The organism is Brevundimonas sp. (genome assembly GCF_032017145.1).
Lineage (GTDB): Bacteria > Pseudomonadota > Alphaproteobacteria > Caulobacterales > Caulobacteraceae > Brevundimonas.
Genome location: NZ_DALZQC010000047.1, coordinates 1 through 23,981 on the forward strand (window position 1 = coordinate 1; position 23,981 = coordinate 23,981).

Genomic DNA, 23,981 nt, shown 5'->3' on the forward strand with positions numbered 1-23,981 from the left:
GCCGATGTCGCCGCCGACCTGCCGCGCCAGACGATGCGCCTGATCCACGGCCGCGCGCCGTCGGGCCTGGCGGGCGCCCTCTATCGCAATGGCCCCGCCAAGTTCCGGCGGCCTGGCGGTTCGGCCACCCATTGGTTCGACGGCGACGGCATGATGCGCGCCTTCCGCATCCAGGACGGCCAGGCGACGCTGGAGGCCCGGTTCGCCGATACGCCAAAGCGTCGCACCGAGACCGAACTGGACGCCGTGGTCACGCCCGGCTTCGGCACCAAGGGAGACGCGCGCGCCCGCATCGGCTCCAACGACGACGCCAATGCGGCCAACACCGCCGTCATGGTCGCCGGCGACCGCATCTGGGCGTTGTGGGAGGCGGGCTCGCCCCTGGCCATGGACGCCTCGGACCTATCGACGCAAGGGTTCGTCACCTTGCGCGACGATCTGAAGGGCATGCCGTTCCAGGCCCATCCGCGCTATGGCCGGGACGGTTCGATCTGGAACGTGGGGCTGGCAGGCGACCGGGCCGTGATCTGGCGGCTGAACCCAGACCGCAGCCTGAACGACGCCCAGGTCATCGCCTTGCCGCGCGCCAGCTATATGCACGACTTCACCGCCACCGATCGCCACATCATCCTGGTGCTTCAGCCTTGGCTGTTCGAAACCCACGCCATGCCGGTGATCTCGGGGCTGGCGTGGCGGCCCGAAATGGGGACGCAGGTGATGGTGCTGGACAAGGACGACCTGTCCAGACGCCGCATCTACGATCTGCCGGGCTTCTTCCATTTCCACCTGGGCGACGCCTGGGCCGAGCGGGACGGCACGATCCGCTTCGACGTGGCCGCCAGCCGCGATCCGCGTTTCGCCGTGGACGGGGCGAGGGTGCTGGTCGAGGGGCGCGGCGTCGTGCCTGGCGATCCGGCTAAACTGGGGCTGATCACCCTGTATCCCGACGGTCGGGCCGACATGACCGACAGCGCCGTCGTCGGCGAATTCCCCAAGGCCGATCCCCGTCGCGCGGGTTTGCGGCGCAGCCTTACCGCCCATACGTCCGGCGAGACGCGGGGCCGGCCCCTGCCGACCGGCCTGGCTGTCCATGACTGGGACAGCGGACGCTCCCACGCCTTCGAGTTCGGCCTTCATCAGGTTGTCGAGGAGGCGGTCTTCGTGCCCAAGCCGGGGGCAAGCGCCGAACGTGACGCCTGGCTGGTGGGGCCATCGGTCAATCTGAAAGATGGCCGCATCGAACTGCACGTATTCGACGTCGCTCGAATCGAGGACGGGCCGGTGGCGTCATGGCAGGCGGACGCGGTCCTGCCGGCCGGCTTCCACGGCGTCTGGGCCGGGTGAGGAGGCGCGGCACAACCTTTGCGCGCCTTCACGGTTCGAAAAGCCTGATGTGCCAAGGTGACGCCATGACCCCCGTTCAGACGCCCGCCGATCTTCGACCGATCACCGCCCTGCGGTTCGGCGCCGCCATCTGGGTGGCCATCTACACCTTCTGGGAAAACCTGGCCGGGGCGGGCCCGTCGAACCTGGTCGGCAAGGGCTATCTGGGGGTGGAGCTGTTCTTCGTCCTGTCCGGCTTCATCCTGTCCCACGTCTATCTGCAGGCGGCGGGCGAGAAGCGGTTTTCCTATCGCGGCTTCCTGTGGGCGCGGGTGGCGCGGGTCTACCCTTTGCACCTGTTCACCCTGATCGGGGTGGGTCTGTTGGCGACGGTGGCCATGGCTGCGGGCATGGGCGTTGATCCCAATGTGCGGAACTGGGCGGCCCTGCCGGCCAATCTGCTGATGGTCCATGCCTGGGGCCTGGCGCCGGTGGCGGGGTGGAACCATCCGTCCTGGTCCATCTCGGCGGAGTGGTTCGCCTATCTGTGCTTCCCGCTGTTCGCCTTCGTCTTCTGGCGGATGCGGGCGCGGCCGGTCGCGGCGGCCTTGGGCGCCGCCGCCTTCATGGTCATCCTGTATTTCGGGTTCCAGCAGGTCGCGGGCTTTTCCCTGACCGAGGCGACCATCCAGTGGGGCGCGCTGCGGATCGTGCCGTGCTTCGCCCTCGGCTGCGCCCTCTATCTGGTCTATCGCCGCGCCCCGCTGAAGGCGCCGTGGCTGTGCTCGGCCGTATCCTTCGGCCTGATGGTGCTCAGCGCGGCGCTGGGTCTATGGGACGGCGTGACCGTCCTGCTGTCCGGCGCCCTGATCCTGTCTCTGGCCTCTCTGCCGAACGAACGGGCCGGATGGCTGGCGTCCAAGCCGGCCGTCTATCTGGGTGAGATCAGCTATTCGGTCTATATGGTCTGTGTGCCTTGGAAGCTGTTGTCCGTCGGCTTGGCGGCCAAGCTGTTCGACGCGCCCGACAAGCAGTTTCAAATTTTCGTGTGGTTGGCCATCGTGGCCCTGCTGCCGGTCGCGGCGGCGGCGTCCTATCACCTGGTCGAACGCCCGGCGCGCAAGGCTTTGCGCGGATTGGCCGAAAAGAAAGCCCACAGCGCAATCCACAAGCGGCCGCACGGCGATATGCCGAAACAACTTGCTACGGGGCGTGATCCCGTGGCCTAAAGGGCTTCCCATGAACGGGTCGGGATACCCTAGGCATGACGAAACGGCTCAAAGCCGCCGCGGTTGCGGCGACCCTCGGTTTTTTCGCGCTGGGGGCCGTCCCCTCCACCGCAAAGGCCGATGAGCCGTACTGGCAGTGCGTGACCTTCGCCCGCATGTTCTCGGGCATCAACATCTTCGGCGACGCCTGGACCTGGTGGCGCCAGGCCGCCGCCAACTTCCGCACCGGCAAGGCGCCCGAGACCGGCTCGGTCCTGGTCTTCCGCCCCGAGGGCCGCATGAGCCGGGGCCACGTGGCCGTCGTCTCCGACATCCTGACCGACCGCGTGGTTCGCGTGACCCACGCCAACTGGGGCGGCAGCCGCGGCAAGGTCGAGGAGAACGTCACCGTCGTCGACGTCTCGCCCTCCAACGACTGGTCGCAGGTCAAGGTCTGGTACAATCCGATCAACGACCTGGGCACCACGGTCTATCCGACCTACGGCTTCATCTACAAAGGCGCCCGCGACGCCTTCGACGCCGGCCGCCAGATGGCCGCCAACGTCTCGGCCCAGGGCCAGCATTAAGAACCCTCCGGCTTGCGCCGCCCGCCACCGCGGGCGATAGGCGGTCATGACCCAATCCAGCGACATCACCTACGCCGGCTATCTGGCGTTGGACGACCTGCTTTCGACCCAGCATCCGCTGTCGGACCAGCACGACGAGATGCTGTTCGTCGTCATCCACCAGACCAAGGAGCTGTGGCTCAAGCAGATCCTGCACGAGGTGGCCCTGGCCCAGTCCATGGTGCGGGCCGGCGATCTGGTGCCGGCCTACAAGAGCCTGGCGCGGGTGTCGCGCATCCAGGCGGTGATGACCCAGAGCTGGGACATCCTGTCGACCATGACCCCGGCCGACTATCTGCGTTTTCGCGGGTCGCTGGGCTCCTCCTCGGGTTTCCAGAGCGATCAGTTCCGCCGGCTGGAGGCCATGCTGGGTCTCAAGGACGCCAGCTTCCTGAAGTTCCACGTCGACCGGCCCGAGGCCCTGGTCGCGCTGGAGGCGGCCATCGCGTCCCCCAGCCTGTACGACGACGCCCTGGCCCAGATGGCCAAGGCCGGCCTGCCCGTGCCGGTCGAGGTTTTGAACCGCGATGTGACCCAGCCCTATGAGCCGTCCGAAGCCGTCGAGGCGGCCTGGCTCGAGGTCTATCGCGACACCGAAACCTACTGGCCCCTGTATCAGCTGGCCGAAAAGCTGGTCGATCTGGACGACGCCCTTTTGACCTGGCGGCACAAGCACGTCGTCACGGTCGAGCGGATCATCGGACGCCGGCGCGGCACGGGCGGCACCGAGGGCGCGGCCTATCTGGCCTCGACCCTGACCAAGCGCTGTTTCCCCGAGCTGTGGTCCCTTCGCACCAAACTTTGATGTCGCAGGGCGAAACCTTCGCCTCGCCCGGCCATTTCGCCGTTCGACCGCAACAGCGGAAGGAAGACCGAGATGACCAATCCCAACGCCCATGACATCAAGGTCCTGAACGGCCTGATCGACACCACCCTGGACAGTGCAGACGGCTATCGCGAGGCCGCCGAACAGACCCAGGATCCCCACTATCGCACCCTGTTCGAGCGCCGGGCCGGCGAGCGCCAGCAGGTAGTCGAAGACCTGTCGGCCGCCGTGCGCGGCCTGGGCGGCGATCCCGAACCGCACGGCTCCATCCTGGCCAAGGCGCATCGGGCCTTTCTGGACGTGAAGCACGCCCTGCTGCGCAACGACGATTCCGTCGTCGGCTCGATCAACTCGGGCGAAGGCTTCATCGCCGGCAAATACGAAAAGGCGCTGGAGGATACGGGCATTTCCGCCACCACGCGCGAAACGGTTCGCCGGGCCTATGCCGCCGTCAAGGTCGAGCACGACCAGATGGAGGCGCTGAAACATAGTCTCCAGGGCCAGCGCGACGCCGACAATTCCCTGTTCCCGCAATAGCGCCCGGCATCGGGATCGAATTGAAAAAGGCCCCGGCGGACGCCGGGGCCTTCGTCGTTTCGGCCGGACGCCGGTTTATGCGTCGTCGCCGGCCTTGTCGGCCGAGCCCGTTTCCGGGACCACGGCGCCCTTGGCCGGACGGACCGTCTGGCGCTCGGCGATACGCGCCGACTTGCCGCGACGATCGCGCAGATAATAGAGCTTGGCGCGACGCACGACGCCGCGGCGCTTCACTTCGATCGACTCGATGTTCGGCGACAGGATGGGGAAGCGACGCTCGACGCCTTCGCCGAACGAAATCTTGCGGACCGTGAAGGTTTCGCTGATGCCGCCGCCGTCACGGGCGATGCAGACGCCTTCGAAGGCCTGAACGCGCTCGCGCTCGCCTTCCTTGATCTTCACGTTGACGCGCAGGGTGTCGCCGGGCTGGAATTCCGGGATCTTGCGCTCGCCCAGAACGCGGGCTTTTTCTTCGGCGTCCAGCTGCTGAACGATATTCATGTCATTTCTCCTCGGGCTTTGCGCCCTTTAGCTGTGAATTGGCGAGATGCGCCTGCCAGAGGTCCGGCCGTCGCTCCCGCGTCGTTGTCTCCCGCTGCGCCTCACGCCATCCCGCGATCTTCTTGTGATCGCCCGACAGCAGCACCTCGGGTATCTCCAGCCCCTCGAACGTCCGCGGTCGCGTGTACTGCGGGTGTTCCAGAAGCCCATCCTCGAAGCTTTCGGAGGACAGGCTGTCGCCTGAACCGAGCACGCCGGGGATCAGTCTTACGCACGCTTCGATCGCGACCATCGCCGCCGCCTCGCCGCCGGCGAGAACCGCGTCTCCGACCGAGACCTCCTCGAACCCGCGTGCGTCAAGCACCCGCTGGTCCACCCCCTCGAAACGGCCGCACAGCACGACGATCCCGTCGGCCTTGGCCCATTCCTTGACGCGCGCCTGGGTCAGGGGCCTGCCCCTGGCGCTCATGTACAAAAGCGGCCGTTTCGGTCCCGGCAGGCTGTCCACCGCCCGAGCCACCACGTCCGCCTTCAGCACAGCACCCGGCCCGCCACCCGCAGGGGTGTCGTCCAGGAAGCCGCGCGTATCTGTGGAAAAGGCGCGAATGTCAACCGTTTCCAGGCTCCACAAGCCCTTCTCGCGCCAGGCCGTGCCGATCAGCGACACGCCGAGCGGACCGGGAAAGGCCTCGGGAAACATGGTCAGGACGGTGGCGGTGAAGGGCATGGCGGCGGCTCATACACAGAAAGTCGGAAAAATCCGACTCCGGAGCTCTCCCTCCCCGCTCCGGGGAGGGTGGTTGAGCGCAGCGAAACCGGGTGGGGGCGGCGAGGCGATGGTCTCGGAAATACCCTCCGGTATCAGCAAGGGCGTCCCTGCCGGGCCGCCCCCACCCTGTCGCTTCGCGACATCCCTCCCCGCTCCGGGGAGGGAGAAGGGCGTATTTACGCTATCGGCGCCCCGCCGCCCGCCGCGATCCAGGCGTTGACCTGATCCTCCAGCACGTCCAGTGGAACCGAGCCGCAGCCCAGCACGACCGCATGGAAGTCCTTGATGTCGAAACGGTCGCCCAACATTGTCCTGGCCCGGTCGCGCAGTTCCTCGATCTTCAGCTCGCCGATCTTGTAGCTGGTCGCCTGACCAGGGTTGGTGATGTAGCGCTCGACCTCCTTTTCGATGTCGCGTTCAGACAGCAGCGAGTTCTGGCGGAAATAGTCCATCGCCTGTTCCCGGCTCCAGCGCTTGGCGTGCAGGCCGGTGTCGGTGACCAGACGCACCGCGCGCCACAGCTCGGTCGAGAGGCGGCCGAAGTCGGAATAGGGGTCCTGATAGAAGCCCATCTCCTTGCCCAGCCGCTCGGCGTACAGGCCCCACCCTTCCGCATAGGCGCCATAGCCGCCGAAACGACGGAAGCGCGGCAGCCCCTCGATCTCCTGGGCATAGGCGATCTGGAAATGGTGGCCGGGCGCGCCTTCGTGATAGCTGATGCCTTCGATCTGAGGCTTCAGCACCTGAGTCATGTCCGACAGGTTGACGTAGTAGATGCCCGGCCGCGACCCGTCCGGCGCGGGCGAGTTGTAGAAGGCGATCGATGCCGTCGCCTCGCGGAACGGCTCGACCGCCCGCACCTCCAGCGCCGCCTTGGGCAGGGTCGAGAACCATTGCGGCGCCGCCGCCATAACCTGGGCGATGAAGCCGCGCGCGTCGGTCAGATACTGTTCCTTGCCTTCGGGCGTGTTCGGATACTGGAAGCGCGGATCGGTCTTCAGGAAGACGAAGAAATCCTGCAGCGAGCCAGTGAAGCCCACCTGGGTCTTGATCGTCTCCATCTCGGCCTGGACACGGGCCACCTCGGCCAGGCCGATCTGATGGATCTGGTCGGCGGTCAGGTCGGTGGTGGTCGAAAGCTTGAGCCGGGCGTTGTAATAGTCTTCGCCCTGCGGCAGGCGCCACACGCCCGCGTCGCTGTCGGCCTGGGGCTGAACCTCCGCCAGGGCCTCCAGCACGGTCTCGAAGCCCGCCTTGTAGGGGCCGGTCAGGGCGGCGCGGCCTTCCGACAGCAGCCGGTCCTTGGTCGCCTGATCCGTCTCCAGCGCCGCGACCTTCTTGTTGAAATCGGCCCAGACCGGATTGTCCGCGCCATCGTCGAACGGCGCGCCGGTGATGACGTTGCGGGTGTTGGCGATGGACGGGGCGAAGACGAACCGGGGCGAGACGACGCCCGCCGCCGCGCGCTGACGCAGTTCCTCGGCAACCTGATCCATCTGGGTTTCGGCGGCCCGGATGCGCGCGACATAGGCTTCGGCGTCCGCGACGCTGGCGACGCGGTGGTTGTTGATCAGAAAGACCGGCAGGCTGGTGGTCGGATTGCCGTTGGCCGCGAACTGAAAGCCCCAGTCGCGCCACTGGTTCGACAGCCGCGCCTGCTGGACGCCGTATTCGAACATCCGCCACGACAGCGCCGCCTGCGGCCCCAGCTTCTGCGGATCGAACTGGGCCTTCATCTGCGCCAGTTGGGCTTCCTGCAGCGCCAGGGCCCGGTCGGCGGCGGCGTCCGACACATCGTCCAGCTTGTCGTAGTCGGTCTTGATGCCCAGCGACGTCATCTGCTGCGGGCTCAGTGCGATGCGCGCCTGGAAGGCCTGTTCGAAGAAGGCGTTCAGCCGCGCGTCCTCGCTTTGGGCCGCGGTTACGGGCGCCGTGGCGGGCGTCTGGCCCAAGACAGGCGTTGCGGCCAGAACCGCCATGACGGCGGCGGACGAGATCAGAAGACGACGCATGAACAACCCCTCGACAAACAGAGGCTCACCTTCGGGCCAGGGGCCGATCGATACAAGCGCCAGGCGCCTCAGGGATGGCGGCATTCCGCCGCGCGGGCGCGCCATCGAATCCCTGCGGCGCATGTCTCGTTTCGGGCAATGCAACCCGAAGCCCGGATCGGCGTTTGCACGGAGCTTGACCATACCAACCAAGGGGTTCCCCATCATGCGCAAGATCATCACCCTGTCCATCGTCGCCGCCGCCCTGGCCGTTTCGGCCTGCAACACCATCGCCGGCGCCGGTCGCGACGTCTCGGCCGCCGGTTCGGCCGTGACCCAGGGCGCCAACGACGCCAAGCGCTAAGCTTCGGCGAAGGCTGGATCTGGAAAGGCCCGTCGGATCCCCGACGGGCCTTTCTCGTATCCGTCGCATGACGATGTTAGGGTGCGCCATCAGACAGGAGACCGAACGATGGGCTTTCTCGACAATGTGGTGAACGGATTGGGCCAGGACGCCGCGGGCGGCCTCGGCGACCTCCTGAAGAGCCAGGGCGGGGTCGGCGGCCTGGCCGAGAAGTTCGGTCAGGCGGGCCTGGGCGACGTCATCGGCTCGTGGGTCGGTTCGGGTGCGAACGCCGGCGTCACCGCCGAACAGATCACCGCCGTCATCGGCCACGGCCCCATCGCCGACATCGCCGCCAAGATGGGCGTCTCGCCCCAGCAGGCCGGCGAGACCCTGGCGGGCCTGTTGCCCGAGGCCATCGACCGCCTGACCCCCGGCGGTCAGATCGACGGCGCCGACGACCTTCTGGCCAAACTGCCGGGCGGCCTGGGCGACATGATCGGCGGCTTCCTGAAGCGCTGAGGCTTCAGGACGGCTGGCCCTCGGTCGTCGCGACCTTATCTTCGGCTTCGGCCTCTGTCTTGCGCCGCGCCTCCAGCGCCGTCTGTTTGCCGGCCACGACGAAGGCCAGGACGATTCCGAACAGGCCGATGACGAAGGAATAGAGGAAGAAGGCGATATAGCCGGCGCCGAGCGCGGCCGGACTGACGCCGCTTGTCGCGGCGCCCGTGGCCAGCACCCCCTGGGGCATATCGGCGAACAGGCTTCTGAGCGCGGCGAAGGGACCGTCGCCTTCGGCCGCGCGCGCCGACGCCTCCACGATCCGTCCCGACTGGGAGGCGATCAGCTTGCCGGGCAGGGCGTACAGCGAGGTGAACAGCGCATATTGCGTCGCGGTGAAGCCGATCGACGTCAGGCTGGACATATAGGCGATCAAGGCCGTGCCCGCATAGCCGCCGGACACATTGTCGACCCCGATGGCGACCGTCAGCGCCGGCAGACTGTGTCCCTGGGTGGCCAGCCACGCGAAGATCAGGTTGGACACCGGGCTCATGAAGGCGCCGATGACCATGGTGCGGATCAGCCCCAGCCTGGCGACCGACCAGCCGCCCAGGAAGACGCCCAGGGTCGTCATGACCACGCCGAAGACCTTGCGCACCTCGGCCAGTTCGGTCTTGGAAAAGCCCAGGTCGATATAGAAGGGCGGCATGATGTTCAGGACGAAATCGGACAGGCGATAGACGCAGATCAGCGCCAGGATCAGGGTCGCGACGCCGGAAAACCGCCTGTAGAAATCCACGAGCGGCTCGCCGAAGGACCCGGCCAGATAGGCGCCTGGTCTCGTTCTGACGCCGGGAACGGGCCAGCAGGCGACGACCAGGACCGCCAGCCCCAACACCACAAGGCCGAACTGCAGATAGACGCCCTCGGGCTTGGCCGACAGGGCCGCCGCCACGGCCGCCTTGCCGTCCGCACCCAGGCCGAACAGGCCGAACAGGCCGAACAGAGCGTTCAGCGGGGCCGACTGGCCAGTCAGGCCCGATCCCAGCACCGTCGCCGCCACGCCGATGACGGCCAAACGCACGATCCATTCGATCACTTCGAATCCCGGGCGGGACGGCACGTCGCCGACCGGGATGGCGCGGATGGAATGGGCCTTTTCCCGCGGCGCGAACAGGACGCCGGCGATGCCGAAGCCCATCAGGGCGGCCATGACTGCGTAGGACAGGTTCCAGTTATAGAGGTCGGCCAGAACCAGCGGCACGGCGCCCGCCACGATCATGGCGACGCGATAGCCCATCTGATAGGCGGCGGCCATGGCGCCGTGTCGGCTGTCGTCGGCGGCCTCGATCCGCCAGGCGTCGATGACGATGTCCTGCGTCGCCCCGAAGAAGCCGACCAGGGCGGCGAAGCCGGCCACCGCGATCAGGGCGTTGGCGGGGTTCAGGGTCGAGATGGACCACAGGCCGAACACGATGACGGCCTGGGTCACCAGCATCCAGGCCCGTCGGTGGCCCAGAAGCCGCGTCAATCCGGGCACGGACGTCCGGTCGATCAGCGGCGCCCAGACGAACTTCAGCGAATAGGACAGGGTGGCCAGGGCGAAGAAGCCGATCACCTCCAGCGTCTGCCCGCTCTCGCGCAGCCAGGCCGAAAGGGTGTCGAAGATCAGCAGGTTGGGCAAACCCGCCGAAAAGCCCAGCAACAGCATGATGAAGACGCGACGTTCGCCATAGACGGCCAGGCCGCCGAAACGCCCGGCGGGCTTGCCGTTGACGGCGCGGGGGGACTGGTCGGTCATGGGCGGCTCCGGCAGCGGCCGGAACGCGGACGCCTTAAACTCGGGCGACCTTGGCGCGGATGTCGCGTTTCGTCCAGCGGGCCAGGGCGGCGCGCAGGGTCTCGGCGTCCAGCGGCTTTACGATATGGTCGTCCATGCCGGCTTCCAGACACAGGCGGCGGTCCTCGGCGAAGGCGTTGGCCGTCAGGGCCAGGATGGGCGTCCGGTCCCCTGTCGCGCGAATGGCGCGGGCGGCGGCGGGGCCGTCCATGCCGGGCATCCGCATGTCCATGAACACCAGGTCGTAGCGGGCGCGATGCACGGCGGCCACGGCCTCCTCGCCCGTTGCGGCGGTCTCGACCACGCAACCTTCGCGGCGCAACAGGGTGCGGGCCAGGAGGGCGCCGACCGGATTGTCCTCGGCCAGCAGCACGCGAACCCCGGCGAATCGGGCCGGGGCGACGCGGTCGTCCTCGTCAGGCTTCGATGCGCCGGTGTCATTGGGCGCATCGCCGGCAGCGGCCAGCACCTGCTCGACCAAGGAGGTTCGGCGCAGCGGCTTGATCAGATAGGCGAGCGCGCCGGCCGTTCGATAGGCGGCGATAAGGTCGCGTTCGCCAGGTTTCAGCATGACGATGACCCTGCCGCCTTGCGGCAGAGCCATGGTCTCGCCCGGCTTCGCCGGAACATGGTCGAACAGGATCACCGACGCGTCGTCGCGGACCGCCCCGCCGGACGCCTCGATCTGGGCGCGCGCCGCAGAAAGTACGAAGGGATCGGGCGAGCGGACGGCGACCGCGCGCCCCCGCAGATGGTGTGCCCGCGCCGTGTTCACGGCGTCGAAGGCGGCTTCGAAGCGGAAACGGGCCCCGCCGGTCGCGGCGTCCGGGCGATCCTCGACGGCGACCATTCCGCCCATGGCCAGGGCCAGTTTGCGCACGACCGCCAGCCCCAACCCGGCGCCGTCGTGGCGCACGGCGTCGGAGGCGTCGGCGTGACCGAACTCCTCGAAGATGCGGGCGCGGGCGGTCGGCGGCACGCCGGGGCCTGTGTCGTCCACCAGAAAGGCCAGGCGCGGCCTGGCGTCGTCGCCGCCGACCCGTTCGACCGTGAGGCGCACGCCGCCGGTTTCTGTGAATTTCACCGCATTGCCCGCCAGGTTGAACAACACCTGGCGCAGCCGCCCCTCGTCGGCGCGGATGTCGGGCGCGTCGGCGGCGACGGACCAGGCGATCTCCAACCCCTTGTCATGGGCGCGGGGGCTGAGCAGTTCGGCGACGCCCCGGACCAGGCCCTCCAGATCGACGGGGGCGGGATCGAACTCCAGAGCCCCGGCCTCCAGCCGGGCGTAGTCCAGCAGGTCGTTGACCAGGCCCAGCAGGTGTTCGGCCGACTGGCGGGCGTTCTCGGCATAGGCGCGCTGGGCGCCGTCCAGGGTCGTGCGTTCCAACAGGCCGATCATGCCCAGCACGCCGTTCAGCGGCGTTCGCATCTCATGGCTCATCAACCGCAGGAACTGCTGAGCCGGCGCGTTCGGCGCCGTCGCCTCGTCGGTCTTGTCGGTCGTCCCGCGTCGCGCCATCGCCGTCTCCATGGCCGACTAGGTTAAGCGTCTTGGGTTAAGGATCCGTCCCGCCTCTGGTTCAATTGTGGGTGAAGGCCGCCTGTTGGACGCCGCCCTCGCGCAGGCCGAACGGCGCGTCGCCGCGATGGGCGACGCGGCGGTCGAAGTCGGCCTCGGCGCCCACGGTGTTGCGGCGATAGATCAGGGCTTCGGCGATATGGCGGCGCAGCACCCCGGTCGCCCCATCGAGATCGGCGATGGTGCGCGCCAGACGCAGGGTTCGCGTCCACCCGCGCGCCGTCAGTCCGCCCGCCTCGCCTGCCCGCATCAGCAACATCCGCCCGGCTTCGTCCGGCGTGGCGAACCGATCCAGTGTGTCGCCTGATGCGCGGGCGTTCAGAGCCTGGGCTGGGTCCAGACCCGCTTCCCGAACCCGATCCTCCTGCATGGCGCGGGCGGCGGCGACGCGGGCGCGCGCCTCGGTCGTGCCTTCGGCGGGCGGCGGCAGGGCCATGTCGGCGGCGGTGACGGGCGGCGTCTCCACCGTCAGGTCGATGCGGTCGAACATGGGGCCGGAAATCCGGTTCTGATAATCGCGCTGGCAGCGCGGGGCCTTGCCGCAGGCGCCGCGCCCGGCCCCGCCTAGGCCGCAGCGGCAGGGGTTCATCGCCGCCACCAGTTGGAACCGCGCCGGATAGCGGATGTGGGCGTTGGCGCGGGCCACCACGATCTCGCCCGTCTCCAGCGGCTGACGCAGCGAATCCAGGGCCTGGGCGGAATATTCCGCTGTTATGGCGCAAACACACCTAGCCATCTGAGACGTAATCCGTTGTTCTTGATACGTTCTTTTCATGAAGAACGAGATCGAACGCCCCAACACCGTGCTGGGCCTGCTGGACAAGCGGGCGCAACTCTCTGGCAAATTGAAGTACCTGCGCGCTGAAGAGCGCAAGGTCATCTGTGACCTGGATCACATCGACGCCGCCATCCGGCTGTTCAACGCCAAGCCGAACGAGAACCGGATCGTCCGTTACCCGACCAAGCATCGCGCCAAGAAGGGGGAGGTGGTCCGGATGGTCGTGCGGCTCCTGAAGAACGCCACGACGCCGATGACATCGCTGGACCTCGTTCTGGTTCAGATCGAGGAACGAGGCCTCAAGGCCGACGATGAGACGATCGTGTTGATGCGCAAACGGATCGGCGCGTGCCTCAATAAGTTGAAGCATGACGGTGTTGTTCGAGTGGTGCCGCAGGCGGGCCTCTATCAGGGCTGGGAGTGGGTCCGATGACCCCGATCCAGTTCTGGCGCGGAAGTGATCTCTATCAGATCGCACCAGCGCGCGAAGGCGCTGGCTTCATCGGCCTATGTAGCGGCCGGGTCGTGGCGACGGCGCCGGACCCGTCGAGCGTGATGCGGGCGCTGATCAAGGCCGCCGTCTGGCGTCGCCCAAAACCACAATGACGGCTTGACGACAGCGCCGACAGATACGCTAAAGTTGTTCTCCAGCAATCGAAGATCATCATGGCGCGAATCGATCTCACCACAACGGCCTTTGGCCTGCATCGGATCGATGTAGATCGTAGACCGACGTCGCCTCAAGAAGCGGCGGCCTTGATTGACCTTGTGGTGAGCAGTCAGGAACGCGACCCGCATCCCGACATGGACCAAACGATGTTGAACGCGCTGAAGACCGTTCGGACCTACGTTCTCAAGGCATCACAGTAGGACGATGAGCGGCCGAGACCGGACAGAGTGGGCGCTAACCCTTGGCATGGCTGCGTGCCTGCTGCTCGGCGCGGCGCTGACTGTGATGGGTTGGTTCTGATCCCATCGTGCCGCCACTCTTGGATTGCATGGCGCACACGCCAAGAATCGGCGTAATCTGAGCGTAGTCGCCTCTGTCGGCGGCAAGGAGAAGAACGATGCCGCCACGTAAAATCGTCGATGCCAAGGCTGACGCCAAAGGCAACATTTCGCATGTGAAGTTGCAAAACAACGTCAACTTCACGCCCATCAAGACGGCTGTCAGGATGGCCGACAGAGGTGAGATCGCGGGTGCACACGCCGTGCACCCCTCCGCTGGCAAAGCGCATCTCCGAACGAACCCAAACGGCCGCACCGGCGATAATCTGGATACGATGGCGGGCGACGGCAAATAGTGGCTGCGTCGGGGGCAGGCCCGCATGGCTAAGCAGAGCGTCGCCGGCTGTGGCGGCTGGATCGTCGCTGGTTTGCTGCTTGTCGGGATGATCAGCCAATGCGGGAAGGATAGCCCGAACAATACGAACACCAATGCCGCGATGGCGGCCGGCTCGACCACCGCCGGTGAGCCTTCAGGCCCTTCGCGCTGGTTGTACGTGCAAGCTGACACGCTGAACTGCCGCGCTACTCCTGGCGGATCGTCCACGAAGGTGGAGGCGCTTGAAAGCAACACCGTCGTCAGAGAGATCGAACAGCAGGACGGATGGTCGCTGCTGCGCAGGCCCACGTCGGACTGCTGGGTAAAGTCCTCCTATCTGGATGATGAGCCCAGACCGCGCGCTAGTCGCCAATCCTATCGCCCCACACCTGAGCCGCAGCGGTTCGTTTCGTCGGCACGCTCGGGGAGCGCCTACTACGCCAATTGTTCAGCCGCACGCGCGGCGGGCGCGGCGCCCATAACGCGGGGCGAGCCTGGATATGCTCGAAAGCTGGACCGGGATGGCGACGGGGTCGCTTGTGAATAGCACCGTTGGGAGAAACCATGACGGTTGATCGAATTCAGCTTCTCAGGAACGTCGGCCAGTTCGACTCCGTCAACGCGGGGGCGCAGATCGCCCTATCACCGCTCGCACTGATCTACGCAGAGAATGGGCGCGGTAAGACCACTCTGGCAACGATCTTCCGCTCGCTCGGGACGGGCGACCCGGCGATCATCGAAGAGCGTCACCGACTAGGCACCGCCCAACGTCCCCACATCGTCCTTACAGTGTCTGGTGCCGCTCTCGTCTACCAGAAGGGCGCATGGGGTCAGCCCCTGCCGCGTGTCGCGGTATTTGATGATGCTTTCGTCGCTGCCAATGTCTGCTCCGGCATCGAAATCGACGCATCACACCGCCAGAACCTGCATGAGTTGATCCTCGGCGCGCAGGGCGTCTCTCTCAACACCACGCTCCAGCAGCATGTGACGGCCATCGAGCAGCACAACCGAGAACTTCGGGTGAAGGAAGCGGCTGTTCCAGCGGCGCAAAGGGCCGGCCTGACGACCGATGCGTTTTGCGCCTTGCCCGCCGATCCCGACATCGACCAGAGGATCGAAGACGCGGAAAGAAGCCTTGCTGCTGCCCAGGCGGCTGACGCGATCCGCCAGCGGGCAGATTTTCAACCGCTCGTCCTCCAAAGCTTTGACCTCGAAGCCATTCGTAACCTGCTGAGCCGGACGCTTCCCGATTTGCAGGCCGAAGCGGCTGTGCAGGTGCGCGATCATCTTCGCCGCCTCGGACGGGGAGGTGAGACCTGGGCCGGCGAGGGTATGGCGCTTAGGCGTGAAGCCCATCGAGAGGGTGACAATTCTTGCCCATTCTGTGCTCAGGACCTCGCTGGCTCGCCGCTTATCGCCCACTACGAGGCTTATTTCAGCGACGCTTATCACGGACTGAAAGCCGCCATCACTGAAGTTGGCATATGCGTCAGGGACGCCCACGATGGTGAAGTTCAGGCGGCTTTCGAGCGGGATGTTCGCGTCGCCGTTCAAGGCCAAGAATTCTGGCGCGGCTTCACGGACGTGCCGGAGGTCAATGTTGACACGGCGGCGATCCTTCGGAATTGGATAGCGGCTCGCGACGCCGTGCTGACGGTCCTACGCGCCAAGGCCGCAGCACCTCTTGAAGATATGGCTCTGCCCCCTGAAGCCATCGCGGCGGTCGGGGCTTACGAACAGGACGTCCGAGTCATAGCGGCACTCTCTGCGGCCCTTACGGCTCGGAACCACCAGATTGCCCTAGTGAAGGAACAGGTCGCCGTAGCGAACGTGGCGGCCCTGACCGCCGACCTCGCGACACTACGAGGCGTGAAAGCCAGGCACTCGCCGCCGCTCCAAGCAGCCTGTGATGCGTATGTCGCCGAGAAGGCCGCGAAGGCAGCGACAGAACAGGCTCGCGACGCTGCGCGTGCCGCCTTGGATCAATATCGGGAGGTTGTGTTTCCGGCCTATGGGCAAGCGATCAACGACTACTTGGGACGGTTCAATGCCGGGTTCAGGCTCGGAGGAGTCGGCTCCGTGAATAATCGGGTCGGCTCCTCGGCCACCTACAACGTCGTGATCAACAATATCGCCGTTGGGTTGGCCGCAAACGCCGGCCCATCCTTCCGGACAGCGCTGAGCGCCGGCGACCGCAACACTTTAGCCCTCGCATTCTTCTTCGCGTCATTGGATCGAGACACCAACCTCGCCGACACGATCGTCACTATCGACGACCCGATGACGAGCCTGGACGAGCACCGGACTTTAGCCACGATCGAGGAAGTCCGTGGACTTCTTCCTCGTGTCCGACAGGTGATTGTCCTGTCGCATTCCAAATCCTTCCTCTGTCAAATCTGGGAAGGTGCCGACGCGCAAACACGATCAGCGATTCGCATCAACCGCGACGCAGTTGGATCAACTCTGGCCTCATGGGACGTCCGTCAGGACTGCATCACGGAACATGACAGGCGCCACGCCTTGATCGAGGCCTATATCCGGGCGGCGAACGTCGCCAATGAACGCGCCGTCGCTCAGGCCCTCCGTCCAGTTTTAGAGGCCTACATGCGGGTTGCGTATCCTGGCGAGTTTCCTCCCGGCACCCTTCTTGGCCCCTTCATTAACGTCTGCCGTCAGCGGGTCGGTCAAGCGAACGAGATCATGGCGGGAGCCGACCTCGACGAATTGGATAGGTTGAAGAACTACGGCAACCGCTTCCATCACGACACCAACCCGGCATGGCAGACGGCAGCGATCAACGACCAGGAACTGGCTAGTTTTGCTCGACGGACGCTGCTCTTTACGCGCCGATAGGAAGGTGCGCGTCGTTTGATGGCTTCCCCGGTGCCGCGTGCTTGAAGTGCACATTCGGATTCAATGTCCAGGTGTGAACCGACAGGGCTTGCCCTACTCGATCACAGGAATCCCATCGACTTTTGATGGGGGCGGCCCGTCAGTCCAGTGCCAAGTCTCTGGCGTCCGCTGCATCGCCTGGATCGTCTGGCCGGGCACAGCAGGGATGCCCGTCGGGACGGGGTAGTCCGTTCCAGACGGGACAAGGTTCAGTGTGAAGCGGTGGGGCGCGCCGGCGAAGTTGACCTCGACGACGATTTGGCGCCGCGTCCCTTCCGGGATCAGCAGTTGGTCCGCAAAGATGTAGCCGCCGAATGTCGCGCCGGAGTCGATGGTCGTGGTCTGAAGGACGGTTCGGCCCCAGGCTGACATGGCTTGGCGCAGCCGACTGTCGATCGTGGGGGTGTCCACCGCATAAGAGCCGGAAGCGGTGCGGAAGGCGATCTGACGGCGGGTTCGGTCAGGCAGACCTTTCGTGTCGAGGTAGGCCAAGTATCCCTCCACACCAGCGTCGATCCAGGCCGCGTTGAGGTCGCGCTGGGCTTTAACGCGCTCCTGGTGGCGCAGGTGATCGAAGTCTTGGACATAGAGTGGCGTGCCGTCCTCCAAAAATATTCGGACGTCCTCGGTGCCGAAATTGATCGGCTGACCAGATGTGTTGAACGCGGCCAGGGCGAAGAACATCTTTGACGTCGCGTTGTACCTGACCGGCAGCAGCATCACCGCACCGGCCGGGCCATTCGACACCATCGCGGCGTTGCCGCGCGAGAACCGGACACCGACATTGTGATCGCCGGTCGGGATCATTCGGTATTCGGGTTCCACAGAGGCGCAGCTTGTCAGGACCGCACTCGCCATCAATGTTGCTAGCAGTTTCGATTTCATCAGCGTTTTCCCCGAACGGTGCCGAAGATGCCGATGAGAAGCCCGATGATCGCCCCGATAGGACCGGCAACGAAGAAGCCGACCACTCCGAATATGACGCCCATCAGGCAACCCATTCTGCATCCCCCTTTCAGATAGGACATCTATGTCCTAGAGGGGTTACCGCTCCGCTAACACCATCGCGCCGATGGAATGGGAGAAGATCATCGGCGCGAACATCAAGCGCCTTCGGAGGGAGCGCGGCTTAAGCCAGGAGGCGCTTGCCGGGGAAGCTGGCTTGGCGATGCGGCACATCGGTCGGATCGAACGCGGTGAAGGTAATCCGACAGTGTCGATGGTGGCTAGGATCGCTAACGTTCTCGGCGTCCATCCTGGAGCGCTCTACGATGAGAGCGCCACCACAAAATCTTGACAATTCACCGAATTGTGAGAGAATTCTGGCTTAGATATTTGGCGGGGCCGAAGTCTGTTTGACCGGCACTGCCGACCGCCGCGAGACGTATTTCTCGCGCTATACGATTATATCCATGAGTATTGCCATTATGCGCGCAGATGCACGAGCGGCTGTCGACGCTACTATTTTCAAGTCGTCACTCCCCACGGGGGTAAGTGACGACGCTACCGTCAGACATTTTCTCGACAGCCGCCGCCAAGAGATTGTAGCGGCCGCACGAGGGGCACTTAATGACCACGCGCGTGTTCTCCAACCTGAAATGATCTTGCGCCTGCTTTACGGTGTAGTTTCTGAGGAGGAGTTCTCCATCTTCTCCGCACCGTAGATCGCTATCGCTCGTCCCGAAGCTTTCCACTTCCGAGTTTTGCGCTGTGATTACCGCATCATGATCGGGGTAAAATGTGTCTACTAGCGAAAGACATTCGTGATTGCGATTGGTCATGCGGGTCCTATTAACAACTGCTAGTATACGCTGATTTCCTAACTCTGAGTTACCACCTTATCGGCTGTCACAGCGACAACATGCCCCGCGCCGCTGATCTCCCAGGGGTCGATCACCCAACCAGTCGCCATCAGCGCAGCCGCTGCCAAGTTGATCGCCGGCTCATCTGGCACATCGCTAGGTTCCGTCAATCCCCGCGCCTGAAATGCAGCCAGCGCCATCGAAGCGTCGTCCATGTGCGTGGCGGCTTTCGCCGCACCTGAGACGAACGCCTCCCAAACAAACAGGCCGCCGCGCTCCTGAAACGCAGTCCGACTGGTTGTCGCCAATCGCTTGTTCGTGCCCAACGCGATCTGTGTGAAGCACCAAGGCATTAGTCCGAGCGCTGCTCCCATCGCACCGCAACCGGCGCCGGCGGACCAAGCCCGATTAAACGTGATCTCGGCACCAAGGCGGCGGCTGGTTATCCGCTTCAGGTCTTCGCGTCGCGGTGTCCAAATCGGCGCCTCGAACCCGATCGCAACCGGGGTTTCCTCGTTGAGGGCATCGGCGACGTCCTTCATGATCGTGTCGAGGTCTCGCCCATCCCCTGACCGGCCATTGGATGCGGCCCAGCCAATTTTCTCGGGGCCGCCGACGTCTATCGCGACAACGAGCATCTCGCAGCTATTCATCTTGTCCGGGCTCGCCTAACCGCACCACGTAACTGCCCATAGCCAAACAGCACTCGATGAAGAAGCCGGCGCCAAATCCGCCTCGGTTGATCTGATTCCGAATGTTGGCCTCGTTGGCAGCGGGTCCCGCCCCTCGCTGGCGCAGCGCATCAGCCAGTTCTTTGTAGGTGAACCCCCGCCTCTGCATCTCAGCCTTGAGAATACGCTTGGCCTTCAGGGTCGTATCGTTACCAGCGGTGGGGCCTGCCATGCATCACTCCGGGATTGAACGCATCAAAAACGATGTGTTTACACTTGACTTCATGCGCTCGTTCCGTTCAAACGCATCACATGTGATGCATATGAAGCGGAAAGGACGGTTTGAGCCAGCATTTTCTCCTCTCAGCGAAGGCGCGGACAATTGCCCTCTGCGACATCGCCCGCCTGGGCGAGGAGGAGGCGTATGCGATGTTCAAGTCCATCCGGTTCGCTGAGAACGACGGTGCACCCTACTGCCCTCACTGTGGCATCGATGCCGTCTACGAGTACCGCTCACGTCGCCTCTTCAAGTGTCAGGACTGCGAGAAGCAGTTTTCCGTAACGTCCGGCACAGTCTTCCGCAGCCGGAAGATGTCATACGCAGACATCATGCTTGCGGTGCTCCTGTTCGTGAACGGTGTGAACGGGAACGCGGCGCTACGGATGAGCCGCGATCTGCGCTGTTCGTACAAGACGGCTTTCGTGATCTGTAAAAAGCTGTCGCGGGTCATGGCGGCGATGCAGGCCGAGGCGGTTCTGACCGGAGAGGTCGATATTGACGGCGTCTATATCGGCGGCTCCATCCGACAGGAAAACCTAGTCGAAAACCGCAAAGCGGATGGGCGCAAGCAGTTCAACACGAAGCGCCGCTCTATCGTGACCGCGCGTGAGCGGCGCCCTGGCGGCCGATCTCGAGCCTGGGTCGTCACCAGCGAAAAGGCGGCCGATCCGTACATCAAGAAGGCAGTCAGCGCAGCGGCCCACGTTGTGACGGATGAGTCACCTGCCTATTCACGCTATTTTCTGCACTTCGCGGATCACTCGACCGTCAACCACAGTGTCGGTCTGATGGTCGATGGCGTGCACACCAATCTCGTCGAGGCCCAGCACTCGCGCATCCGGCGATCTGAGCGCGGCGTCTATCTGCACATCAACGGCGCCCACGCTCAGCGCTTTGCCGACGAACTGTCCTGGCGCGACGACTTCCGTCGGCTCGATAACGGCCAGCAGTTCCGCATGGTGCTGACGAACGCGCTCGACCTTACCCCTGACACCGAACTTGTGGGCTATTGGCAGGCAAGACCCGAGCGCCTGCGCGAGATAAGCCGGCGACGCGCACTAAAGGCGCTGACGCTGAAGCGTAAGGGGAAGCCGTCGGCGCCCATTTCGACCTACTCAGCATCTGCCAGCGTGTAGGCCTGCCTTCGATCTCAAGGACGGCGCCGTCGCCGACGCGCTCCTTCATCGACGTCCTGACGGCGTTGTCCAGTTGGTTCACGGCGCGCTGATCTGTGGTGTCGATCTGCAATCCGCCGCCTATGGTCTTGGAAATTTCCCGCGTCGTCATCGGCTCGGAGGACCGCCGAAGGGCCTGATAGGCGGCCTTGGCGATTGAGCCCTTCCGGCGCGTCTTACGGGGATGCAGCGGCGTCAGGTGATGAGGCGTCCACTCTGGATCGACCTGAAGACAAAGCAGGTAAGTCAGCAAGTCCATCTTCTTCTTCAAGACCTGCTTGCGGGCCTGGATGCGGCTACAGGCTTCATCGTGGGACTTCAGGCCGACGGTCCGCTCGGCAGGCTGATCGGCCCGTTCGTATTCGCCCCAGGCGAGGCGGTAGTCACGTTCGAGAGCGACGCGGATTTCATGTTTGGAAGACATGCCTCACGCCTTCGCTTTGTCGGCTGGGAGCGGACATGAACCGGCGGCCACCTTAGAAGCCGCATGGGCGCTCCCGAACGCAGCGTCGCCTATCTGAGTGAAGCAAGCGATTATCGCCACAAACACCGTGATATTCAGCAGATCGCGGAATAAGCGCAGGCTCAATAACGGACGCCCTCGTTCGCGCCATCCATGCCACTCCCAGGAGAGCCCGCGTGTCTCGGAAAGAGCCCAAAGCGCCAGGAGGCCCATGCCGCCATAGATTAGAGCCGTCGCAAAAGCTTTGATGCCGCCCGCCGCCATACAGGCAGCGACTTGAGGGTACGGCGACTCGATAATAGCAGAGCCCATCATGCCGCAGGCTGTCGCTGATGCTGCGACGCCCAACGTCAGCATCGTGAATCGCACCGCCGATGCGTCAAATCTTTCCAACAACGCTATCCCCTCTAAAGGTAAGCTTAGCCTTGGGGGGAAAATGGTAACGAGGCGTGTCCGGTTGGCGTTAATGCGAGAGCCAACATTAGGCGCTCAGTCAACTGCGATCTGGCATGATCGAGACCCTCGACCATACCTTCCGAATCGCTCAGCCTTTGGCTGGTCAATTTAGGAGAGCGAAATGGCTGACATCGGCAACCAACTAAAGATCAAGTACGGCTTAAGCGGCAGTCCGTCAGTGGAACAGCAGCGTCGTTGGGCGGACGCTGTCGATCGGTATTTGGCGCTACGGTATCCCTATCCCCTAGCGGGCGAGGCTGCTGCAAAGGAGGTTTTCTCAGGCGTCGGCTCGCATCTCTACAAATCTGAGGGCGACACGATCGAAATGCTGCTCCGACAGGTTCGAGATAAATAAGGTTGTGAGAGGCCAGCACCGAGAACGAACAAGGTGGATACAAGTCCAGAAAGATTTTCTATCAACCTGAGGATTCGACTCGACCACAGAACGCGAATCGATCAAGCCTGATCATATACGTGGGAGGATCGAATGGCTGACGCTGGCGACAGGCTCAGAATTAAGTATGGGTTGGGAACGAACCCTTCGCGCGATCAGCAGAGGCGCTGGGCCGATATTGTCGATCGGTTGGTGGCCCAGGGTTACTCAAAAGGTCAGGCTGGCCGCATGGCAGCCAAGGAGTTGTTCGTTGATTTCGAAACGAATTTCTACGCGTCGGAGGGTGACACTATAGACTTCCTACTCCGGCAGGTTCGAGACAAGTGACCGATGTGCCGATCTGGGTTCCGCTGGTTTCGGCTTTAGGAGGCGTAATCCTGGGGCGGTTCTCTATGTCTAAAAAAGAGAGAGCCGACATCGACCAAAAGAACTACGAAAACTCGGTGAAAGCGACCGAGACGCACGACGTTGCGTACAAAGCTTATGTCGCGGCGTTGGCAGCTTATGGCAGTGCGGATGACCCGACGATGGATCAGTTCCTAGCGCTGTCGTCGACGGGCGACAGCTACTTCACCCAGATTGCGCGCATGGCTGATACGATCATCTCAGGACGCGTAGATGTCTCGATGCGCGACGCCACATGGCTCCCTAAGATCAAGGTTGCCTACGAGAAATTACTGCCTGCACATTATGGCGCACTACAGGCGCAGGCTCGTAAGAAGAACTACTCTTACACTGGGAAATTACGTCGCTCAGATCACGAAAGCATTTACTCAGTGGCCGAAAAATTCGGTTCGACCGATGCTTGGCTACGGCCCCAGGAAGATTGAAGCCGACGGGAGGCGATTATCAAACAGCACATTCCTCACACGCCTGAATGGTTTGCGGCGCTGAGCCGACAGAACCCCATGCAGGCGAAACAGGCGCGTATGATTGTAGAGGCGGCGGGCAGTCCTGACGTTTGTTCAGTGTGTGGGGATGACCCCACGAACGATTTCCAACTCGCTCCTGGAACATTTCCAATAGACGCTGTGGTGTCTGTCCGACTGTGCGACGACTGTCATGAAATCCGTTCAAATGGCGGCGAACGCCTCATCAATCTGGAGAAGTAGAATGCACATTGAAGTTGAACTTGATTACGAGACGGGAGACCGCGCTGGTGCCGGCGGAACGTTCCAGGTTATCAGCTTGACGGACGACGACGGGAATGACGTCACCGAGAAGGTCGATCAAGGCCGCCATTTCACGTCTATTGCGGAACTGGAGAAAGAGTTGTCGCAAGTCTTTGACACGGAAGTCGCGGTTTCCGAGTTGGAGGGAGGTTGACCCTCAAGCCGCTAGGTGTGTTTGCGCCATAACAGCGGAATATTCAGGCAGTTCATCGAGGAACAGCACGCCGTTGTGCGCCAGGGACGTCTCGCCCGGTTTGGCGCGCAGGCCCCCGCCGGTCAGGGCGGCCATGGAGGCGGAGTGGTGCGGACTGCGGAACGGCCGGTCGCGGGTCAGGGCGCCGCGCTCGATCAGCCCCGCGACCGACCAGACCATGGAGGTCTCCAGCAGCTCCTGCGAGGTCAGCGGCGGCAAGAGGCCGGGCAGGCGCTGCGCCATCATCGACTTGCCCGATCCCGGCGGGCCGACGAACAACAAGCCGTAGTCGAATGGCTACGTCCGGTTCAGGCGTGCACCACGCTCTCCTGAC

The 23,981-nt window shown here is 64.1% G+C and carries 29 protein-coding genes and 2 pseudogenes; 20 read left to right on the top strand and 11 right to left on the bottom strand.

Annotated features, from left to right (window positions below):
- From RTU05_RS09600 to RTU05_RS09620, 5 genes are all read left to right on the top strand, one after another.
- Positions 1–1,344 (top strand): carotenoid oxygenase family protein (locus tag RTU05_RS09600; RefSeq protein WP_312597757.1); only part of this gene is annotated, 1,344 nt, incomplete at its 5' end.
- Positions 1,345–1,409: 65 nt separating this feature from the next.
- Positions 1,410–2,552, top strand: coding sequence for an acyltransferase (locus RTU05_RS09605; protein WP_312597758.1), 1,143 nt, complete (start codon positions 1,410–1,412; stop codon positions 2,550–2,552).
- Positions 2,553–2,587: 35 nt separating this feature from the next.
- Positions 2,588–3,118: a CHAP domain-containing protein gene (locus RTU05_RS09610; RefSeq protein WP_312597759.1), complete on the top strand. Its 531-nt coding sequence runs from the start codon at positions 2,588–2,590 to the stop codon at positions 3,116–3,118.
- 46 nt (positions 3,119–3,164) lie between these two features.
- Positions 3,165–3,962 carry a tryptophan 2,3-dioxygenase gene (locus RTU05_RS09615; RefSeq protein ID WP_312597761.1) on the top strand — a complete coding sequence of 266 codons (798 nt, stop codon included), beginning with the start codon at positions 3,165–3,167 and terminating at the stop codon, positions 3,960–3,962.
- A gap of 72 nt (positions 3,963–4,034) precedes the next feature.
- Complete coding sequence (locus RTU05_RS09620; protein ID WP_312597763.1) at positions 4,035–4,520, top strand: PA2169 family four-helix-bundle protein; 486 nt, start codon at positions 4,035–4,037, stop codon at positions 4,518–4,520.
- 75 nt (positions 4,521–4,595) lie between these two features.
- Here the strand turns inward: RTU05_RS09620 and rplS are convergent, their stop codons facing one another.
- The 3 genes from rplS to RTU05_RS09635 all read right to left on the bottom strand — a co-directional run bounded on the left by rplS (position 4,596) and on the right by RTU05_RS09635 (position 7,802).
- Positions 4,596–5,021 (bottom strand): 50S ribosomal protein L19, encoded by a 426-nt coding sequence (rplS, locus tag RTU05_RS09625; protein ID WP_312597765.1) that lies wholly within the window; start codon positions 5,019–5,021, stop codon positions 4,596–4,598.
- 1 nt (position 5,022) lies between these two features.
- Entirely contained in the window at positions 5,023–5,748 is a 726-nt protein-coding gene (trmD, locus tag RTU05_RS09630; RefSeq protein ID WP_045811825.1) for a tRNA (guanosine(37)-N1)-methyltransferase TrmD, read from the bottom strand.
- 218 nt (positions 5,749–5,966) lie between these two features.
- A complete protein-coding gene (locus RTU05_RS09635) occupies positions 5,967–7,802 on the bottom strand; it encodes a DUF885 domain-containing protein (protein ID WP_312597769.1) in 1,836 nt (611 codons plus the stop codon).
- 205 nt (positions 7,803–8,007) lie between these two features.
- Here RTU05_RS09635 and RTU05_RS09640 point away from each other — a divergent pair, with 205 nt between their 5' ends.
- Together RTU05_RS09640 and RTU05_RS09645 are read left to right on the top strand one after the other, a co-directional pair.
- Positions 8,008–8,145 (top strand): entericidin A/B family lipoprotein, encoded by a 138-nt coding sequence (locus tag RTU05_RS09640; RefSeq protein ID WP_248119917.1) that lies wholly within the window; start codon positions 8,008–8,010, stop codon positions 8,143–8,145.
- 108 nt (positions 8,146–8,253) lie between these two features.
- Positions 8,254–8,646: a YidB family protein gene (locus RTU05_RS09645; RefSeq protein ID WP_248119919.1), complete on the top strand. Its 393-nt coding sequence runs from the start codon at positions 8,254–8,256 to the stop codon at positions 8,644–8,646.
- 4 nt (positions 8,647–8,650) lie between these two features.
- Here the strand turns inward: RTU05_RS09645 and RTU05_RS09650 are convergent, their stop codons facing one another.
- The 3 genes and pseudogenes from RTU05_RS09650 to RTU05_RS09660 all read right to left on the bottom strand — a co-directional run.
- The gene (locus RTU05_RS09650; protein ID WP_312597774.1) at positions 8,651–10,426 is read right to left on the bottom strand and encodes an AmpG family muropeptide MFS transporter; all 1,776 of its coding nucleotides are present in this window, start codon (positions 10,424–10,426) and stop codon (positions 8,651–8,653) included.
- 34 nt (positions 10,427–10,460) lie between these two features.
- Positions 10,461–11,999 (bottom strand): response regulator, encoded by a 1,539-nt coding sequence (locus tag RTU05_RS09655; protein WP_312597775.1) that lies wholly within the window; start codon positions 11,997–11,999, stop codon positions 10,461–10,463.
- A gap of 49 nt (positions 12,000–12,048) precedes the next feature.
- Positions 12,049–12,753, bottom strand: a pseudogene (locus tag RTU05_RS09660) (ATP-binding protein); the annotation flags it as partial.
- Positions 12,754–12,820: 67 nt separating this feature from the next.
- Here RTU05_RS09660 and RTU05_RS09665 point away from each other — a divergent pair.
- From RTU05_RS09665 to RTU05_RS09690, 6 genes are all read left to right on the top strand, one after another.
- The gene (locus RTU05_RS09665) at positions 12,821–13,258 is read left to right on the top strand and encodes a hypothetical protein (protein WP_312597777.1); all 438 of its coding nucleotides are present in this window, start codon (positions 12,821–12,823) and stop codon (positions 13,256–13,258) included.
- Positions 13,255–13,431 (top strand): hypothetical protein, encoded by a 177-nt coding sequence (locus tag RTU05_RS09670; protein ID WP_312597779.1) that lies wholly within the window; start codon positions 13,255–13,257, stop codon positions 13,429–13,431. The genes RTU05_RS09665 and RTU05_RS09670 overlap by 4 nt, the downstream gene beginning before the upstream one ends.
- A gap of 60 nt (positions 13,432–13,491) precedes the next feature.
- Entirely contained in the window at positions 13,492–13,695 is a 204-nt protein-coding gene (locus RTU05_RS09675; protein WP_312597781.1) for a hypothetical protein, read from the top strand.
- Positions 13,696–13,892: 197 nt separating this feature from the next.
- Positions 13,893–14,129, top strand: a complete 237-nt coding sequence (locus RTU05_RS09680; protein ID WP_312597783.1) for a DUF3892 domain-containing protein — start codon at positions 13,893–13,895, stop codon at positions 14,127–14,129.
- Between the two features lie 24 nt (positions 14,130–14,153).
- Positions 14,154–14,696, top strand: a complete 543-nt coding sequence (locus RTU05_RS09685; RefSeq protein WP_312597785.1) for an excalibur calcium-binding domain-containing protein — start codon at positions 14,154–14,156, stop codon at positions 14,694–14,696.
- A gap of 17 nt (positions 14,697–14,713) precedes the next feature.
- Entirely contained in the window at positions 14,714–17,002 is a 2,289-nt protein-coding gene (locus RTU05_RS09690) for an AAA family ATPase (RefSeq protein WP_312597787.1), read from the top strand.
- Between the two features lie 93 nt (positions 17,003–17,095).
- Here the strand turns inward: RTU05_RS09690 and RTU05_RS09695 are convergent, their stop codons facing one another.
- Positions 17,096–17,926, bottom strand: coding sequence for a hypothetical protein (locus RTU05_RS09695; protein WP_312597789.1), 831 nt, complete (start codon positions 17,924–17,926; stop codon positions 17,096–17,098).
- Positions 17,926–18,069, bottom strand: coding sequence for a hypothetical protein (locus RTU05_RS09700; RefSeq protein WP_312597791.1), 144 nt, complete (start codon positions 18,067–18,069; stop codon positions 17,926–17,928). Before RTU05_RS09700 ends, RTU05_RS09695 begins: the two co-directional genes overlap by 1 nt.
- Before the next feature lie 44 nt (positions 18,070–18,113).
- On the opposite strand from RTU05_RS09700, the gene RTU05_RS09705 reads away from it, so the two are divergent.
- Positions 18,114–18,338 (top strand): helix-turn-helix transcriptional regulator, encoded by a 225-nt coding sequence (locus RTU05_RS09705; protein WP_312597793.1) that lies wholly within the window; start codon positions 18,114–18,116, stop codon positions 18,336–18,338.
- Positions 18,339–18,860: 522 nt separating this feature from the next.
- On the opposite strand, the gene RTU05_RS09710 is transcribed toward RTU05_RS09705, so the two are convergent.
- Positions 18,861–19,385: a hypothetical protein gene (locus RTU05_RS09710; RefSeq protein WP_312597795.1), complete on the bottom strand. Its 525-nt coding sequence runs from the start codon at positions 19,383–19,385 to the stop codon at positions 18,861–18,863.
- 103 nt (positions 19,386–19,488) lie between these two features.
- The gene (locus RTU05_RS09715) at positions 19,489–19,746 is read right to left on the bottom strand and encodes a DUF6471 domain-containing protein (RefSeq protein WP_312597797.1); all 258 of its coding nucleotides are present in this window, start codon (positions 19,744–19,746) and stop codon (positions 19,489–19,491) included.
- A 110-nt stretch (positions 19,747–19,856) separates the two neighbouring features.
- Between RTU05_RS09715 and RTU05_RS09720 the strand changes: the two genes are divergently transcribed.
- From RTU05_RS09720 to RTU05_RS09745, 6 genes are all read left to right on the top strand, one after another.
- Complete coding sequence (locus tag RTU05_RS09720; protein ID WP_312597799.1) at positions 19,857–20,930, top strand: IS1595 family transposase; 1,074 nt, start codon at positions 19,857–19,859, stop codon at positions 20,928–20,930.
- Between the two features lie 241 nt (positions 20,931–21,171).
- Positions 21,172–21,432 carry a hypothetical protein gene (locus RTU05_RS09725; protein ID WP_312597801.1) on the top strand — a complete coding sequence of 87 codons (261 nt, stop codon included), beginning with the start codon at positions 21,172–21,174 and terminating at the stop codon, positions 21,430–21,432.
- Between the two features lie 577 nt (positions 21,433–22,009).
- A complete protein-coding gene (locus RTU05_RS09730; protein WP_312597803.1) occupies positions 22,010–22,243 on the top strand; it encodes a hypothetical protein in 234 nt (77 codons plus the stop codon).
- Positions 22,244–22,375: 132 nt separating this feature from the next.
- Positions 22,376–22,609 (top strand): hypothetical protein, encoded by a 234-nt coding sequence (locus RTU05_RS09735; protein WP_312597804.1) that lies wholly within the window; start codon positions 22,376–22,378, stop codon positions 22,607–22,609.
- Positions 22,606–23,112, top strand: a complete 507-nt coding sequence (locus RTU05_RS09740; protein ID WP_312597806.1) for a hypothetical protein — start codon at positions 22,606–22,608, stop codon at positions 23,110–23,112. Before RTU05_RS09735 ends, RTU05_RS09740 begins: the two co-directional genes overlap by 4 nt.
- A 283-nt stretch (positions 23,113–23,395) precedes the next feature.
- The gene (locus tag RTU05_RS09745; protein ID WP_312597808.1) at positions 23,396–23,608 is read left to right on the top strand and encodes a hypothetical protein; all 213 of its coding nucleotides are present in this window, start codon (positions 23,396–23,398) and stop codon (positions 23,606–23,608) included.
- Positions 23,609–23,647: 39 nt separating this feature from the next.
- Here RTU05_RS09745 and RTU05_RS09750 read toward each other — a convergent pair.
- Positions 23,648–23,935 (bottom strand): annotated as a pseudogene (locus RTU05_RS09750) (ATP-binding protein); the annotation flags it as partial.
- Positions 23,936–23,981 lie beyond the last annotated feature (46 nt).